General features: G+C 57.0%; 17 protein-coding genes. 9 read left to right on the forward strand and 8 right to left on the reverse strand.

Annotation, left to right across the window (positions count from 1 at the left end; all coding sequences use genetic code 11):
- The first annotated feature begins 32 nt into the window (after positions 1-32).
- From aat to ACYVB2_RS07510, 3 genes are read left to right on the forward strand one after another with little or no spacing between them, the layout of a single operon-like run.
- A complete protein-coding gene (gene aat / locus ACYVB2_RS07500) occupies positions 33-788 on the forward strand; it encodes a leucyl/phenylalanyl-tRNA--protein transferase (RefSeq protein ID WP_382429973.1) in 756 nt (251 codons plus the stop codon).
- Positions 785-1540, forward strand: coding sequence for an arginyltransferase (locus ACYVB2_RS07505; protein ID WP_382429971.1), 756 nt, complete (start codon positions 785-787; stop codon positions 1538-1540). The genes aat and ACYVB2_RS07505 overlap by 4 nt, the downstream gene beginning before the upstream one ends.
- Before the next feature lie 29 nt (positions 1541-1569).
- Positions 1570-2361, forward strand: a complete 792-nt coding sequence (locus ACYVB2_RS07510; protein ID WP_382429969.1) for an IclR family transcriptional regulator — start codon at positions 1570-1572, stop codon at positions 2359-2361.
- Positions 2362-2370: 9 nt separating this feature from the next.
- On the opposite strand, the gene ACYVB2_RS07515 is transcribed toward ACYVB2_RS07510, so the two are convergent.
- The 6 genes from ACYVB2_RS07515 to ACYVB2_RS07540 all read right to left on the reverse strand — a co-directional run bounded on the left by ACYVB2_RS07515 (position 2371) and on the right by ACYVB2_RS07540 (position 9845).
- Entirely contained in the window at positions 2371-3561 is a 1191-nt protein-coding gene (locus tag ACYVB2_RS07515) for a serine hydrolase (protein ID WP_382430498.1), read from the reverse strand.
- A 152-nt stretch (positions 3562-3713) separates the two neighbouring features.
- A complete protein-coding gene (locus tag ACYVB2_RS07520; protein ID WP_382429967.1) occupies positions 3714-5252 on the reverse strand; it encodes a 2-isopropylmalate synthase in 1539 nt (512 codons plus the stop codon).
- A gap of 179 nt (positions 5253-5431) precedes the next feature.
- On the reverse strand, positions 5432-6268 hold the full coding sequence (gene pssA, locus ACYVB2_RS07525; protein ID WP_382430496.1) for a CDP-diacylglycerol--serine O-phosphatidyltransferase: 837 nt from the start codon (positions 6266-6268) through the stop codon (positions 5432-5434).
- A 164-nt stretch (positions 6269-6432) separates the two neighbouring features.
- Positions 6433-7449 carry a ketol-acid reductoisomerase gene (gene ilvC / locus ACYVB2_RS07530; RefSeq protein ID WP_382429965.1) on the reverse strand — a complete coding sequence of 339 codons (1017 nt, stop codon included), beginning with the start codon at positions 7447-7449 and terminating at the stop codon, positions 6433-6435.
- Between the two features lie 49 nt (positions 7450-7498).
- Positions 7499-7990, reverse strand: coding sequence for an acetolactate synthase small subunit (gene ilvN / locus ACYVB2_RS07535; protein ID WP_382429963.1), 492 nt, complete (start codon positions 7988-7990; stop codon positions 7499-7501).
- An 88-nt stretch (positions 7991-8078) separates the two neighbouring features.
- Positions 8079-9845, reverse strand: coding sequence for an acetolactate synthase 3 catalytic subunit (locus ACYVB2_RS07540; protein WP_382429961.1), 1767 nt, complete (start codon positions 9843-9845; stop codon positions 8079-8081).
- A 280-nt stretch (positions 9846-10125) separates the two neighbouring features.
- On the opposite strand from ACYVB2_RS07540, the gene ACYVB2_RS07545 reads away from it, so the two are divergent.
- From ACYVB2_RS07545 to ACYVB2_RS07570, 6 genes are read left to right on the forward strand one after another with little or no spacing between them, the layout of a single operon-like run.
- Complete coding sequence (locus ACYVB2_RS07545) at positions 10126-10695, forward strand: RNA polymerase sigma factor (RefSeq protein ID WP_382429959.1); 570 nt, start codon at positions 10126-10128, stop codon at positions 10693-10695.
- Positions 10692-11147, forward strand: a complete 456-nt coding sequence (locus ACYVB2_RS07550; RefSeq protein WP_382429956.1) for a DUF3619 family protein — start codon at positions 10692-10694, stop codon at positions 11145-11147. The genes ACYVB2_RS07545 and ACYVB2_RS07550 overlap by 4 nt, the downstream gene beginning before the upstream one ends.
- Positions 11148-11179: 32 nt before the next feature.
- Complete coding sequence (locus ACYVB2_RS07555; RefSeq protein WP_382429954.1) at positions 11180-12070, forward strand: DUF3106 domain-containing protein; 891 nt, start codon at positions 11180-11182, stop codon at positions 12068-12070.
- A 7-nt stretch (positions 12071-12077) separates the two neighbouring features.
- The gene (locus ACYVB2_RS07560) at positions 12078-12632 is read left to right on the forward strand and encodes an RDD family protein (RefSeq protein WP_382429952.1); all 555 of its coding nucleotides are present in this window, start codon (positions 12078-12080) and stop codon (positions 12630-12632) included.
- Positions 12629-13039: a diacylglycerol kinase gene (locus tag ACYVB2_RS07565; protein ID WP_382429950.1), complete on the forward strand. Its 411-nt coding sequence runs from the start codon at positions 12629-12631 to the stop codon at positions 13037-13039. The genes ACYVB2_RS07560 and ACYVB2_RS07565 overlap by 4 nt, the downstream gene beginning before the upstream one ends.
- Positions 13032-13625, forward strand: a complete 594-nt coding sequence (locus ACYVB2_RS07570; RefSeq protein WP_382429948.1) for an LOG family protein — start codon at positions 13032-13034, stop codon at positions 13623-13625. The genes ACYVB2_RS07565 and ACYVB2_RS07570 overlap by 8 nt, the downstream gene beginning before the upstream one ends.
- 41 nt (positions 13626-13666) lie before the next feature.
- Here the strand turns inward: ACYVB2_RS07570 and ACYVB2_RS07575 are convergent, their stop codons facing one another.
- Positions 13667-14005: a P-II family nitrogen regulator gene (locus ACYVB2_RS07575; RefSeq protein ID WP_382429946.1), complete on the reverse strand. Its 339-nt coding sequence runs from the start codon at positions 14003-14005 to the stop codon at positions 13667-13669.
- Between the two features lie 46 nt (positions 14006-14051).
- The gene (locus ACYVB2_RS07580; RefSeq protein WP_382429944.1) at positions 14052-15698 is read right to left on the reverse strand and encodes an NAD+ synthase; all 1647 of its coding nucleotides are present in this window, start codon (positions 15696-15698) and stop codon (positions 14052-14054) included.
- Between the last annotated feature and the right edge of the window lie 269 nt (positions 15699-15967).

The following is a 15967-nucleotide window of genomic DNA, read 5'->3' on the forward strand; positions in this document are numbered from 1 at the left end:
CAATCCCCAGCCCATTCACCGTATTTGCACCCATGCACCCTGATCTCCCCTGGCTGGCCCCAGGAGAATCCTTTCCTGCCCCCCATGCAGCCTGGGGCCAAAACACTCCAGCCCCTGGCCTGCTGGCAGCCGGTGCCGCTCTGGACGTTCCACACCTGCTGCGTGCTTATCGTCATGGCATTTTTCCGTGGTTCAGTGCCGGACAGCCGATTTTGTGGTGGACACCCGACCCACGCATGGTGCTGCCTGTGGCCAAATTTCGTCTGCACCGTTCGCTGCGGCGCACCTTAGAAAAATTTCGCACCAACCCCCACTGCGAGATACGCATCGACAGCGCCTTCAGCAGCGTCATGCAGGCCTGCGCCAACACCCCACGCCCCGGCCAATCCGGCTCTTGGATCGTGCCCGCCATGCACACTGCCTACCAGCAACTCCACACCAATGGCTACGCCCACAGCATAGAGACCTGGATCGAAGGTCGTCTGGTTGGTGGCCTGTATTGCGTTGCCATCGGACAGGCTGTGTTTGGTGAATCCATGTTTGCCCACCAACGCGATGCCTCCAAAATTGCACTGGCAGCATTGGTTGGTTTATGCCGTCACCACGGTGCAAGCTTGATTGACTGCCAACAGAACACCCGCCATTTGGCTTCCTTGGGTGCCCACGAAATACCACGGGCAGAGTTCTTGCAGCACTTGCTGCAAGCACAACAGCATCCCCCCATGCACTGGCAATTCACGCCCCTATACTGGGACGCCCTTGTGCCGCCCACCCCTGCCGCAGCATGACGCAACCCTACGACCTCCCGCCCCAAACCTTGCAGTTTTACGCCACTGCACCCTACCCATGCAGCTACCTAGCAGACCGTCAGGCCCGCTCTCAGGTAGCCACACCAGGCCATCTGGTACGCAGCGATACCTTTTCGGATCTGGTACGCCAAGGCTTCCGGCGCAGTGGCATGTTTACCTACCGGCCATACTGCGATGGATGCCAAAACTGCATGCCCCTGCGGGTGCTGGTGCAGGAGTTTGCCCCGGATCGCAGTCAACGCCGCTCCCTGACCCGCCATGCTGCGCTGCAAACGCGTGTGCTAAGGCCGAGCTTTGTGCCCGAACACTACCAGCTCTACCTGCGCTACCAACAAGCCCGCCATGCTGGTGGTGGCATGGACCACGACAGCATTGACCAATACAGCCAGTTCCTGCTCCAAAGTCGTGTCGATACACGACTGGTAGAGTTTCGCGAACCTTCCGCACAACACCCCGATGGCGTGCTCAAAATGGTCTCTATCTTGGATCTGCTAGACGATGGCCTCTCGGCGGTTTACACCTTTTACGAACCCGAAGCCCGCTGCAGCTATGGCACCTACAACATCCTCTGGCAAATTGAGCAAGCTCGCCTGCAAGGGATGGACTATGTCTATCTGGGTTACTGGATCGCCAACAGCCCCAAGATGAGCTACAAATCCTTCTACCTGCCCCATGAAGTGCTGCGCAACCGGCACTGGGAACGTGTAAACCCAGAAAATTCCACGAAGTAAAATACGCGCACCTAGTACGTTGCGCCTTCATGAAAAAAAAAGATTCTGCCCTTCCTCCCAAGCCCAGCGTTCAGGTCATTGAACGCATGTTTACGCTGATCGACATTCTGGCCTCGCGCGAGGAAGCCATCTCGCTCAAAGAAATCAGCGAAAAATCCGGCCTGCACCCCTCCACCACGCACCGTATTCTCAACGATCTGGCTACAGGCCGATTTGTTGATCGCCCAGAGTCCGGCAGCTACCGACTGGGTATGCGCCTGTTGGAGCTAGGCAATCTGGTCAAAGGGCGCCTGAACGTGCGCGATGCTGCTCTAATCCCCATGCGCGATCTGCACAAGCTGATCCAACAACCCGTCAATTTGAGCATGCGTCAAGGCGATGAAATCGTGTATGTAGAACGGGCCTACAGCGAACGCTCCGGCATGCAAGTAGTGCGTGCCATTGGGGGCCGCGCACCACTGCATCTCACGTCTACAGGCAAATTGTTTCTTGCTGCCGACGATCCACAGCATGTACGCACCTACGCTACCCGCACCGGCTTGCCCGGGCACACACACAACAGCATCACCCAACTGGCCGTGTTGGAGCGCGAGCTGAGCAAAGCCCGCCAATCGGGCGTGGCCCGCGACAACGAAGAACTGGAGCTGGGCGTGCGCTGTATGGCAGCCGGGGTCTACGATGACCAGGGCAAACTGATTGCAGGCCTGTCTATCTCAGCTCCTGCCGACCGTTTGGACGAAGGCTGGCTGTCCAAACTGCAAGCCACCGCACAAAAAATCTCTACGGCACTGGGCTACAACAAGGTAGCCAGCACCGAATAAAACCCTGCGTCAGCGGTTGATACTACGCACCTGCGTGGTGGCTGCTGAGTGCAGCGTGTGCTGGCGGGCCTCTACCCAATTGCGCACGCGCTCCGCATCCCCCAAGCGGCTGAACTTGCCCGCAGAGTCCAAAAACACCATGATGAGCTTGCGGCCCGCCACCTTGGTTTGCATCACCAAACAACGGCCCGCCTCGGCGATATAGCCCGTTTTTTGCAACCCAATATCCCAATCTGGGTTCTTCACCAACCGATTGGTGTTGTTGTATTGCAGGGTTTTTTGCCCCACTGCCACTTCATAGCCCGGTGAGGTGGAGAACTCGCGCAACAAGGGATCACGGTACGTCACATTGACCAACACCGCCAAATCACGGGCGCTGGACTGGTTGCTACTCGACAGGCCCGTGGGCTCCACGCAGCGGGTATCCGTCATGCCCAACTGCCGAGCCTTGGCATTCATCTTTGCCACAAACACCCCCAAGCCACCGGGGTAGGTACGCCCCAAAGCATTGGCCGCCCGATTTTCACTGGACATCAAGGCCAGATGGAGCATTTCTTGGCGGGTCAGGGTTGTGCCTACGCTCAAACGGGAGCGACTACCCTTCTCTGTGTCCACGTCATCCTGGGTGATGGTAATGGGCTCATGCATGGGCAAACGGGCCTCAGAAATCAACAGCCCGGTCATCAATTTGGTCAGAGAAGCAATCGGCAAAACGGCATGGTCATTTTTGCGCAAAAGCACCTCTTGGGTGTCTTGGTCAATGACCAAAGCGACACTGGATTTGAGGTCAAGCGGATCAGTGGCATGGTGCAGTCCTGCCAACTCACCAAACGAAGGCTGGGCCGCCACAGCAGTAGCCGCTGCGGCAGTAGCCACCACTGCTGCAGCACGTCCCGCAGTCTTGCCACGGCTGGGAGACTGGGCCAGAGCCCGGCTGCCCGCTGCCGCACGGGCTAACACTGGCGCACGCTCCTCGCGTTTAGCCACGGGCTTGCGGTTGGCAGCGGGCGCCACTTTGGCAACCGCCTTGCCGCTCGGCTTAGCCGCCGCTGCCACCACATTGACTTTAGCAGCTCTCTTGGCAGGGGCATTCTTGCGTTCTGCGGCCCATGTCTGCGGCAAAGACACTGCCACTCCCACGACAGCAACAGTCAATATCTGAACCAAGGAGCGCAGTGCTGTAGGTGAACGACGGCAGATCACGAGGCATCTCCAAACAGAAAACAAGGGTACAAAACAAAAAGCCACGCAACGGTTATATTTTGCGTGACTTTTTGTATCTTGGCCTCAATTATAGAATTGAAGTGCCGATGTTGCACCGAAGGGTCTTTTTGGCTCGAAAGCCATGCCTTTTATCCTTGGGCAGCTACACGCTCGGTCTTACTATGGAGCTTGTTCAAGGCACTCAAGTAAGCCTTGGCCGATGCCACCACAATGTCCGGATCGGCACCCACACCATTGACCACCCGGCCACTGCTTTGCAAGCGCACCGTCACTTCGCCTTGGCTCTCAGTGGAGCCACTGATGGCATTGACTGAATACAGCACCATTTCGGCACCGCTTTGCACATGGGACTCAATCGCTTTGAGCGAAGCATCAACGGGGCCATTGCCATCCGATTGTGCCTTGATCTCTTGACCATCGACCGTAAAAACCACAGTGGCCTGGGGGCGCTCACCCGTCTCGCTGTGCTGCGCCAGCGAGACAAAGCCAAAGTGCTCATTGTCGTGGCTGACACTCTCGTCGTTGACCAACGCCAAAATGTCCTCATCAAAGATCTCGCTCTTGCGATCGGCCAGCTCTTTAAAGCGCGCAAAGGCGGCGTTGGTCTCCGTCTCGCTATCCAAGCTCACGCCCAACTCTTGCAACCGTTGCTTAAAGGCATTACGGCCACTGAGCTTGCCCAACACAATCTTGTTGTTGCTCCAGCCCACATCTTCGGCACGCATGATTTCGTAGGTATCGCGGGCCTTGAGCACGCCATCTTGGTGAATACCGCTGGCATGGGCAAAGGCATTGGCCCCCACCACCGCCTTATTGGGTTGCACCACAAAGCCCGTGATCTGACTGACCATGCGACTGGCCGCCACAATGTGCTGGGCATCAATGCCCAGATCCAAGTTGAAATAGTCACGCCGTGTTTTAACGGCCATCACCACTTCTTCTAAGGCGCAGTTGCCTGCACGCTCACCCAAGCCATTGATAGTGCATTCGATTTGGCGGGCACCGCCGATCTTGACACCGGCCAGCGAGTTGGCAACAGCCATGCCCAAATCATTGTGGCAATGCACCGACCAAATCGCCTTATCGCTGTTGGGCACACGCTCACGCAGGGTTTTGATGAAATTGCCATACAGTTCAGGAATGGCATAACCCACGGTGTCGGGCACATTGATCGTGGTCGCCCCCTCGGCAATCACTGTCTCAATGACACGGCACAAGAAATCCATCTCACTGCGGTAGCCATCTTCAGGGCTAAACTCAATATCACCACAGAGGTTGCGGGCAAACCGCACCGCCTGCTTGGCCTGCTCTAACACCTGCTCGGGTGTCATGCGCAACTTCTTTTCCATGTGCAACGGCGACGTGGCGATAAAGGTGTGAATGCGCCCCCGATTGGCCCCCTTCAGTGCCTCGGCAGCACGGGCAATATCGCGGTCATTGGCACGCGAAAGCGAGCAGATGGTGGAGTCTTTGATGGCATTGGCAATCATCTGCACCGCTTCAAAGTCGCCGTTGGAACTGGCGGCAAAACCTGCCTCAATCACATCCACCTTCAGACGCTCCAACTGGCGTGCAATACGCAGTTTTTCGTCTTTGGTCATGGAAGCACCGGGCGACTGTTCGCCATCGCGCAAAGTAGTGTCAAAAATGATCAATTGATCGGCCATGTGTTTCTCCTGGTTTCTGAAACGCCAAAACAAAAGGCCCGCTGCGGATGCATACGGGCCTTTGAGGAAAAAGTGTGCGCGCGCGCCTACTGCCTCCGCCCAGTGGAGGGTAGCAATAGAGCGAGGGCCAACGTTTTCATGGCGCTCAATGTAGCACAGTTGTGGCCGTCTTGTTAAGACTATTGGTGCAAACCGCGTTCCTCAGGCTCGTCAGTCGAGGTGCTGATGACACTGGTTTGCAAGCCTTTGGCCTTGCGCCACGCATAGACCACATAGCCGCTCAAGCCATAGAGCACAAACACACCAAACAAGGCGATAGGTGGATGGATGTTGATCACAGCAATCCCCAGTGCCATGAGCACAATGACCACAAAAGGCACGCTCTTCTTCATCTGTATGTCTTTGAAACTATAGAACGGCACATTGGTCACCATCGTCAGGCCTGCATACAAAGTAAAGGCAAACATCAGCCATGTGATGCCGTGCCACCCCAGCAGCAATGTACTGCCACCACGCTGCACACCCAGTTCGGTCATCAGCCAGATCACCCCCATCACCAAGGCGGCGGCAGCGGGCGAGGGAAGCCCCTGAAAATAGCGTTTATCCACCACCCCCGTATTGACGTTAAAACGCGCCAAACGCAGTGCAGCACAGGCACAGTAGACAAAGGCCGCCACCCACCCCCAGCGCCCCAAATCTTTGAGTGCCCAAATATAGGCAATGAGTGCTGGTGCCGCGCCAAAAGACACCATGTCCGAGAGCGAATCCATCTGCTCGCCAAACGCGCTCTGGGTGTTGGTCATGCGGGCAATGCGGCCATCCAGACTATCGAGCACCATCGCGCAAAACACACCAATGGCCGCCATGTCAAAACGACCGTTCATCGCCATGACCACAGCATAAAAGCCACCAAACAACGCCGCTAGCGTGAACAGGTTGGGCAGGATGTAAATTCCCTTGCGGCGCTTGCGCACCAGCAACTCAGGGTTTTGCACACCCGATGTACCTTCATCCATCAAATTGACCTCCAGCGCAATCCCCGTGGTGCGCAAGCAGCTATTCCAAACAGAGTATCCGTCTACCGCCCCGATGGGGCAGGACAAGATAGCAGTTTACCCGTACCCCCAATGAAAAAGGCCACCGCAGTGGCCTTGGGAGATCAGGGCAATCAGCGCCCGAATCAGTTGCGGGTCTGATCGACCAGCTTGTTCTTGGCAATCCAAGGCATCATGGCACGCAGTTGGGCGCCCACTTGTTCAATCGAATGCTCGGCATTCAGGCGACGGCGGGCCGTCATGGAAGGATAATTGGTCTTGCCTTCCAGAATGAACATCTTGGCGTATTCACCAGTTTGGATGCGCTTGAGGGCGTTGCGCATGGCTTCACGCGACTTGTCGTTGATGACTTCGGTGCCAGTCACGTACTCGCCATACTCCGCATTGTTGGAGATGGAATAGTTCATGTTGGCAATGCCGCCTTCGTACATCAAGTCCACAATCAGCTTGAGCTCATGCAGGCACTCGAAGTAGGCCATTTCAGGAGCGTAACCGGCTTCGGTCAGGGTTTCAAAACCCATCTTCACCAGTTCAACGGCACCACCGCACAGCACGGCTTGTTCGCCAAACAGGTCGGTTTCGGTTTCTTCTTTGAAGTTGGTCTCGATGATGCCGCCCTTGCCACCGCCGTTGGCCGAAGCGTAAGACAGGGCCAAATCACGAGCCTTGCCCGATTTGTCTTGGTAGACAGCGATCAGGGTAGGCACGCCGCCGCCCTTGAGGTATTCGGAGCGCACCGTATGGCCTGGGCCTTTGGGGGCTACCATGATCACGTCCAGATCGGCGCGGGGCACGACTTGGTTGTAATGCACATTGAAACCGTGGGCAAATGCCAACGTGGCGCCTTGCTTGATATTGGGGGCCACATTGTTGTTGTAGACCTCAGGGATGTTCTCGTCGGGCAACAAGATCATGACCAGATCGGCAGCCTTGACGGCATCATCCACTTCCATCACGGTCAGGCCAGCCTTGGCGACCTTGTCCCAAGAAGCGCCACCCTTGCGCAGACCGACTACGACTTTCACGCCGCTTTCGTTCAGGTTTTGGGCGTGTGCGTGGCCTTGGCTGCCGTAGCCAATGATGGCTACAGTTTTGCCCTTGATCAGGCTCAGGTCACAGTCTTTGTCGTAGAAAACTTTCATGTTGGCTCCAGGGTTGAATAGGGGAAATAAATGAAATCAGGGAATAGATTTAGACGCGCAGGATGCGCTCACCACGGCCAATGCCGCTGGCACCAGTACGCACAGTCTCAAGGATGGCCGTGCGATCGAGCGCCTGCAAGAAAGCATCGTTTTTGCTCTGATCGCCCGTGAGTTCGATGGTGTAGCTCTTATCGGTCACATCGATGATGCGACCACGGAAGATGTCAGCCATGCGCTTCATCTCTTCGCGCTCTTTGCCCACCGCCCGCACCTTGACCATCATCAGCTCGCGCTCGGTATAGGCACCTTCGGTCAAATCCACGACCTTGACTACTTCGATCAGGCGGTTCAGGTGCTTGGTGATTTGTTCAATCACGTCTTCAGAACCCGTGGTTTGGATGGTCATGCGCGACAACGAAGGATCTTCGGTCGGCGCCACTGTCAAAGACTCAATGTTGTAACCACGGGCAGAAAACAAACCCACCACACGCGACAGCGCACCGGGTTCGTTTTCTAGCAGAACGGCAATGATGTGTTTCATAGGAAAGTCCTCTTTTCGCCGCCCTCCCCTGCTGCCGGTAAGCCGCAGGCTTGGCGGACAATAGATTCGTCCAAAAAGTTAAAGGGGATTACAGTTCTTCAGAGCCCAACAGCATCTCAGTGATGCCTTTGCCCGCTTCCACCATCGGCCAGACATTTTCGGTCGGGTCGGTGCGGAAATCCAAGAACACGGTGCGGTCTTTGATGGCACGGGCTTCGCGCAGGGCTGGCTCCACGTCTTCAGGGCGCTCAATCAGCATCCCCACATGACCATAGGCCTCGGCCAACTTAACGAAGTTAGGCAGCGCATCCATATAGCTATGGCTGTAGCGGCCCTGATAGATCAGCTCTTGCCACTGGCGCACCATGCCCAGGTAGCGGTTGTTCAGCGAGATGATCTTGACGTGGGTGCCGTACTGCTGGCAGGTAGACAACTCTTGGATGTTCATCTGGATGGAGCCTTCGCCCGTCACGCACCAGCAATCTGCTTGCGGCTTGGCCAGCTTGATGCCCATCGCATAGGGCAGACCCACCCCCATCGTGCCCAAGCCACCGGAGTTGATCCAGCGACGTGGCTCATTGAATTTATAGAACTGCGCCGCAAACATCTGGTGCTGACCCACATCGGAGCTGATGTAGCAGTCATCATCCTTGGTCATATTCCACAGGGTTTCAATGACCCGCTGGGGTTTGATGACTTCGGTATTGGCACGGTCGTAAGCCAGACAATCCTTGACGCGCCAGCCCTCGATGGTGTCCCACCATGCGCCCAAGGCCTGGGCATCGGGGCGCTGTGGCGTCTCTTTGATCATCGTGATCAATTCGGTCAAGACGTCCTTCACGTCGCCCACGATCGGCACATCTACTTTCACGCGCTTGGCAATGCTGGACGGGTCGATATCAATGTGGATGATCTTGCGCTCTACCGAAGCAAAATGTTTAGGGTTACCAATCACACGGTCATCAAAGCGCGCCCCCACCGCCAGCAGCACATCGCAATGCTGCATGGCATAGTTGGCCTCGACCGTGCCGTGCATACCCAACATACCCAAGAACTTTTTGTTCGTAGCTGGGTAAGCGCCCAAGCCCATCAGGGTATGTGTCACCGGGTAGCCCAGCATATCGACCAGCGTGCGCAGTTCGTTGCAGGCGTTGCCCAGCAACACACCGCCGCCAGTGTAAATATAGGGGCGCTTGGCATTGAGCAGCAGTTGCAGCGCCTTGCGAATCTGACCACCGTGGCCCTTGCGCACTGGGTTGTACGAGCGCATGGTGACGCTCTCGGGGTAGCCGTGGTAGGCGGTCTTGTTGAACGAGACATCTTTGGGCACATCCACCACCACCGGGCCAGGGCGACCTGTGCGGGCAATGTGGAAGGCCTTTTTCATGATGTCAGCCATATCGCGCACATCTTTGACCAAGAAGTTGTGCTTAACGATGGGGCGGGTAATGCCTACGGTGTCGCATTCTTGAAAAGCGTCTGAGCCAATGGCGGCTGTGCCCACCTGACCCGAGATAATCACCATAGGGATGCTGTCGGTATAGGCTGTCGCAATGCCCGTCACTGCGTTGGTCAGACCTGGCCCCGACGTGACCAATGCTACGCCGACTTCGCCGGTAGCGCGGGCAAAGCCATCGGCCGCATGCACCGCCGCCTGCTCATGGCGCACCAGCACATGCTGGATGGTGTTTTGCTTGTAGATCGCGTCATAGATATAGAGCACGGCACCGCCAGGGTAGCCCCAGATCTGTTGTACGCCTTCGGCCTGCAAGGCACGAACAAGGATCTCAGACCCCATCAATTCGGGAGTCTCAGTAGTAGGGGTGGTAGTGGCGTCTGCCTTGTTGATTTCCATGATGAACCTTTGTGAATTTCTCTGACGAAAAACCTTGGGTGCTCCTTGCACGCACTCTCGTGAAGCCGGCTCGGAACTTGAGGCCAGGGACATGGGCGAGATGATTGCCGCGCCGGACCGTGACCCGTTTGCTTTTTTAGTATGCAGCAGCGATTATCGCACTGCAACATCACTGTCGCTGCCAACACGACAAAAAAGCATCAGCAGTGCGATAATCTCAGGCTTTTGCATGGCGCATGGCGCATGGTGCGCCCCACGCCCACTCGCAAGCCCGTCTCTCTTGGCCACCGAACAAGAACTCTCTGATTTCCTCAAAAACGTGGAAAAGCGTGCCTTCAAACGTTCGCTCTACCATGTGCGCAATGAGGAAGCCGCGCTCGATATCGTGCAAGACAGCATGATGAAGCTGGCAGAGCACTACGGCGACAAGCCGGCCAACGAGTTGCCAATGCTGTTTCAGCGGATCTTGTCCAATTGCACGCTGGACTGGTTCAGACGCCAAAAACGGCACCACGCCCTGTTTTCTGATCTGAGTGATTTTGACTCTGGCGGCGATGATGCCGAGGGTTTTGATCTGCTCGAAACTTGGAGTGACAGCGACCCCGACCAGCGGGTGCACAGTGCAGAAGACATGGCGCAGCGCAGCGAAACCCTGCACGGCATAGAACAAGAAATCAAAGCACTGCCCGCGCGTCAACGAGAAGCCTTCTTAATGCGTTATTGGGAAGAGATGGATGTGGCGGAAACCGCAGCGGCTATGGGCTGCTCTGAAGGCAGTGTCAAAACCCATTGCTTCCGCGCCATCCAAGCCCTCAGCAAAGCCCTGCGGGCCAAAGGAATCAAGCCATGAACACAAATCTACACCTGCCCCCTGATGAACAGGCGCTGCACGCCTATGCGCGGCGCGTGGTGGCGCGTCTGGACGACAACGCCAGCTCTTTGCCCTACGACATTTCTGAGCGCCTGCGTGCCTCGCGCGAGCAAGCGTTGGCCCGACGCAAAAAGGCGGTGCCGGTGCATGCCCCCCAAACAGCCACGCTGATCGTTCCCTCGGGCGGCGCTGCTGCCTTGGGTTGGCGTGGTGAAGGGGGCGGCTGGTGGCAATCGCTACTGGCGGCCATTCCAGCAATGGCCCTGGTGGTGGGGTTGGTCGTCATCAACACCGCCCAAAACGAATATGGCACTGCCGAAGTGGCAGAGGTAGATGCGGCTCTGCTCACCGACGACCTCCCGCCTGAAGCCTATGCCGATCCCGGTTTTGTCCAGTTTCTGAAAAACGGCGGCAACCAGCAAAGCCATTAAGCTACGTTTCTTGCGAAATCCTGCACGCCTGCATGTTGCACCCTTCTGCCCCTGAGCGACGCTGTCGCGTTCGTGTACCACTGGTATTGGCCTCGGCCCTGCTGTGCTTGCTGGCGGCTTATGGTGTGTACATACTGCAACAGGTGCGTATGGCACCCAGTACGGTACTGGCTATGGGTGCCCTGGCACTGCCCGGACAGACGGGCAATGAGTTGCGCAGCAGTGCAGATGCCATGATGGTAGTAGCCTCTGGGCCTGCATGGAGTGACCTAGAAACGGGGCAAAAGCATGCCCTGCAACCATTGGCGGCCCGTTGGGCTTTATTGAGCGAGATTCAGAAACGCCGTTGGTTGGCATTGGCTCAAACGTTTGCCACCCTGCCAGTCGCAGAGCAGACCAAACTGCATAACCGCATGACCGAGTGGGCCAATCTGAGCGCGCAGCAACGCAATCAAGCCAGGCTTAATTTCGCAACGGCTAACAAACTAGCCCCCGATAACAAACGAGCGCAGTGGGAGGCCTATCAAGCCCTGAGCGCAGAGGAAAAACGCCGTTTGGCCGCCAATGCCGCCCCACGCCCCAAGGGCGCAGCCACCGCATTGCGCCCAGTGCCTGCCCGCAAACTCGTACAGGTGCCCGCGGCCACCGCCAGCAACGCCAACCCCGTGAACCCGCCCAAAATCCCGCCCCAAGCTGCCACAGCACAAACGATGCCACGCCCACATCCTACTGTGGCACCGCAAGAGCACAAGAGCAGCACACCAGTGGCAGCCCCCCCAGTGGTGGTAGAGACAGCACCTGTCTCTGTTCCTAACAGCCCTGTGATCCAAGCCCTGCCGCCTTTGGCAGAATCGGCAGCGCCTGGCACACCCGCACCAGAGACTGCCGTGCCTACTCTGCCCCCTTCTGCTTACGGGCACTGACTTCCCGATGCACGCTCCTGCCCCTACCTCCACCACACCATCCCCCGAACCCACTGAGGAGGGCTTGCGCTTACAAGCACCCGCTTTGTGGCGGCGCATGGCCTGCTGGCTTTACGAAGGCCTGTTGATGTTTGGCGTTGTGTTTATTGCGGGCTACCTGTTTGGCACCTTGAGCCAGACACGCCATGCGCTTGATAACCGCCATGCACTGCAAGGTTTTCTGTTCATTGTGTTTGGCATTTATTTCACTTGGTTTTGGGCCAAAGGCCACACGCTGGCCATGAAGACTTGGCATATTCGGGTGGTTGACACCTCCGGGCGAGCACTGACACAAACACGCGCTTTAGGACGCTATGTGTTGAGCTGGCTATGGTTTTTGCCCCCACTGTTGGCAGCAGCCTCCTTTGACCTCTCGGGTGGTGCCATCACGGTGCTGCTGTTGGGTTGGGTCACTATCTGGGCCGTACTGAGCCGCTTGCACCCACAAAGACAGTTCTGGCACGATGCACTGGCAGGCACACGGCTAGTCCACTTTGTTCACCACCGAAAGCCCAAACCGTGACAAAGCCTCTCAGCCCCCCGAGTGAACCGGTCAACGCACAAAAAACCCGCACCGGTCTGCACCGTCTCTGGCATGCTACACGGTACTCGCTACACGGTCTGCGTGCAGGTTGGGCCGAGCCAGCGTTTCGCCAAGAAGCCTTGGCCGCATTGGTCTTGTTGCCCGCATCTGTCTGGCTGGGCCAGAGTTGGACAGAAATGGCCTTATTGGCGGGGTCTGTGGTACTACTGATGGTGGTTGAACTGCTCAACACAGGTATTGAAGCCGCCATTGATCGCATTGGCCCGGAGTGGCATCCATTGTCCAAACGGGCCAAGGATATGGGCAGTGCGGCGGTACTGCTCACTTTGTTGCTGTGTATAGGCATCTGGACAGGGGCCATTTTGCAAAGGTTCTTTCATGGCTGAACCCACTTTTTCACTGGCAGTCTATTGCGGCTCGCGCCTTGGCAAGGATGCACAGTTTGCCGAGGCAGCACGCTCGGTTGGTCATTGGATTGGCAGCCACGGAGGCCAGCTGGTCTATGGTGGAGGCCGCAGTGGCCTGATGGGCACGGTAGCGGATGCAACCCAAGCCGCCGGGGGCCGGGTAGTGGGTGTGATTCCAGAAAGTCTGGTAGCCAAAGAACATGCCCGCGAGGCCTGCGACGAGTTGCATGTGGTGCAAACCATGCACGAACGCAAGGCGCTGATGGCAGAACGCAGTGACGCATTTCTGGCCTTGCCCGGTGGTATCGGCACCTTTGAAGAATTATTTGAGGTCTGGACTTGGCGCCAACTGGGCTACCACCAAAAACCGATTGGCTTGTTGAACGTGGCCGGTTACTACGATGGTCTATTAGACTTCGTCCGGCACAGCACAGCGCAAGACTTTATGGGATCGTGGCAACTTGATCTGCTGCACAGCAGCACCGACAGCGCCACGCTACTGCGCAGCTTGGTGCAGACAGCCAGCTGCCGCGCTGCCGGTGTCGCTCTAGAATCTGTGATCTGACGATAACCAGAGGGCATCAATGGCCCTCTGGGCAGTGTTGTTTACACTGCGCTTTCGTCCATGTCGCCTGTGCGGATGCGCACCACCCGCTCCACGGCAGTGATAAAGATCTTACCGTCGCCAATCTTGCCCGTGCGAGCGGCGTTGACGATCGCATCGACACAGCGGTCGACGTCGTCGGACTTGACCACCACTTCGACCTTCACTTTAGGCAAAAAGTCGACCACATATTCGGCACCCCGGTACAGCTCTGTGTGGCCTTTTTGGCGGCCAAACCCTTTGACCTCGGTGACAGTCAGTCCAGTGACGCCACATTCGGCCAGTGCTTCGCGCACTTCTTCGAGCTTGAAGGGCTTGATGACGGCGGTGATCATTTTCATGGGGATAACACTCCTCTAATGGTTAAATCGGCAGGCCCATACCAGCTCAGGCCCGAAAACGGTTCGTGATCGGATAGCGCCAGTCTTTGCCAAAACTGCGCCGTGTCAGACGCGGGCCGGGTGGCGCTTGGCGGCGTTTGTATTCATTGAGCTGTATCAGTCGGGTGACACGCTCCACATCAGCAGGAGCGAACCCATCTGCCACCAAAGCCGCGATGGATTCATCTTGTTCCATATAGCGCACCACAATGGCATCGAGCACCTCATAGGGCGGCAGGCTGTCTTGATCTGTTTGGTCTGGGCGCAGCTCAGCACTGGGCGCACGGGTGATGATGCGCTCGGGAATAGGGTTCAGTCCTGTACTGTAGGGGTCATGGGCATTGCGCCAGCGAGCCAAGTCATAGACTGTGGTTTTGACCAAATCCTTGATGACGGCAAAGCCGCCCGCCATATCGCCATACAACGTGCAATAGCCGGTAGCCATCTCACTCTTGTTGCCCGTGGTCAAGACGATGGCACCCAACTTGTTAGACATCGCCATCAGCAAAGTACCCCGAATACGGGCTTGGATGTTCTCTTCTGTGGTGTCTTGCGGACGCCCGTCAAACACTCCAGCCAATGCCTGTTGGAAGCTGTCAAACTGCGGAGCAATGGCGATTTCGTCGTAACGCACGCCCAAACGGGCAGCCATGTCACGGGCATCCAACCAGCTAATGTCTGCGGTGTAAGGCGATGGCATCATCACCGTACGGACTTTGTCGGCCCCCAAGGCATCCACGGCAATAGCCAATACCAACGCTGAATCAATGCCCCCCGACAGCCCCAGCAAGGCACCTGGAAAACGGTTTTTACCCACATAGTCGCGCACAGCCAACACCAAGGCATCCCACAGATCAGCCTCAGCACTGGCATGGGGGGCTATGGCAGCACTGCACTGCAAGCCAACAGGCGTAGACTGCACCTGCGTAAAAAACAGTGTTTCTTGGAAGCCTGCCGCCCGTCCGGCCACCGTGCCATCAGCGTTCAGGGCAAAAGAATAACCATCAAACACCAGTTCATCCTGCCCCCCTACCAAATGGGCATACACCACAGGCAAACTGGTTTCTTGCGCCCGGGCGCGCAACACCTGTTCGCGCTCGTGTGGTTTCCCCGCGTGAAACGGGGAAGCATTGATAACGGCCAACAACTGGGCACCAGCCGCTGCGGCGGCCTGCGCCGCAGCGGGCCACCAAGCGTCTTCACATACCAGTAAACCGATACGCACTCCTTCGACCTCAAACACGCAAGGCTGGGAGCCGGGGGCGAAATAGCGTTGTTCATCAAACACGCCATAGTTGGGCAATGCCTGCTTGGCATAAGTTTGCTCTATCTGACCATTGCACAACACACTGGCTGCATTGAGCGGCAATCCACCAGAGGCCTGTGGGTGGGGATGCCCCAGCACAATCACCAATCCATGCAATGCGGCGGTTTCGCGGGCTACGGTATGCACCGCCTCATCACAGGCCCGCAGAAAGGCTGGGCGCAGGAACAAATCCTCCGCAGCATAACCACACAAAGCCAACTCAGGGGTGAGCAACACACGGGCACCGGCTGCATAGGCCTTATGGGCTGCAGCAATGATTTTTTGTGCGTTGCCGGACAGATCACCGACAACAAAGTTGAGCTGCGCGGTGCAAAAGGAAAGCGTCATGGATAAAAGAGCGACGGCGGGAGATCGGATGATGAGAAATGGGTATCTACCGTGACAAGGCGCAAGCGCCCGCAGGGCCGAAGCCCAGATTATCACCCGCAGACCTGCATTGTGCCGAGATGGGCCACAGGAGCCTTGAATATGGGCAGTTTATAGGGAAGAACGACACGCACAACAGATCCGCTGGTAAGCATCATTTTTTGGTGTTGTCCCGCTTGAATTTGCACGGCAATCGACCTATCTTGGCAGGGTGCCTAAAACGCACCACT

The sequence above is a fragment of the Giesbergeria giesbergeri genome (assembly GCF_054779375.1).

Coding starts and splice junctions, on each gene's coding strand:
- ACYVB2_RS07505 (WP_382429971.1), top strand. CDS start 785: ATGACGCAACCCTACGACCTCCCGCCCCAAACCTTGCAGTTTTACGCC.
- ilvN (WP_382429963.1), bottom strand. CDS start 7,990: ATGAAACACATCATTGCCGTTCTGCTAGAAAACGAACCCGGTGCGCTG.
- aat (WP_382429973.1), top strand. CDS start 33: ATGCACCCTGATCTCCCCTGGCTGGCCCCAGGAGAATCCTTTCCTGCC.
- ACYVB2_RS07540 (WP_382429961.1), bottom strand. CDS start 9,845: ATGGAAATCAACAAGGCAGACGCCACTACCACCCCTACTACTGAGACT.
- ilvC (WP_382429965.1), bottom strand. CDS start 7,449: ATGAAAGTTTTCTACGACAAAGACTGTGACCTGAGCCTGATCAAGGGC.
- ACYVB2_RS07575 (WP_382429946.1), bottom strand. CDS start 14,005: ATGAAAATGATCACCGCCGTCATCAAGCCCTTCAAGCTCGAAGAAGTG.
- ACYVB2_RS07580 (WP_382429944.1), bottom strand. CDS start 15,698: ATGACGCTTTCCTTTTGCACCGCGCAGCTCAACTTTGTTGTCGGTGAT.
- pssA (WP_382430496.1), bottom strand. CDS start 6,268: ATGGATGAAGGTACATCGGGTGTGCAAAACCCTGAGTTGCTGGTGCGC.
- ACYVB2_RS07550 (WP_382429956.1), top strand. CDS start 10,692: ATGAACACAAATCTACACCTGCCCCCTGATGAACAGGCGCTGCACGCC.
- ACYVB2_RS07520 (WP_382429967.1), bottom strand. CDS start 5,252: ATGGCCGATCAATTGATCATTTTTGACACTACTTTGCGCGATGGCGAA.
- ACYVB2_RS07560 (WP_382429952.1), top strand. CDS start 12,078: ATGCACGCTCCTGCCCCTACCTCCACCACACCATCCCCCGAACCCACT.
- ACYVB2_RS07570 (WP_382429948.1), top strand. CDS start 13,032: ATGGCTGAACCCACTTTTTCACTGGCAGTCTATTGCGGCTCGCGCCTT.
- ACYVB2_RS07510 (WP_382429969.1), top strand. CDS start 1,570: ATGAAAAAAAAAGATTCTGCCCTTCCTCCCAAGCCCAGCGTTCAGGTC.
- ACYVB2_RS07555 (WP_382429954.1), top strand. CDS start 11,180: ATGTTGCACCCTTCTGCCCCTGAGCGACGCTGTCGCGTTCGTGTACCA.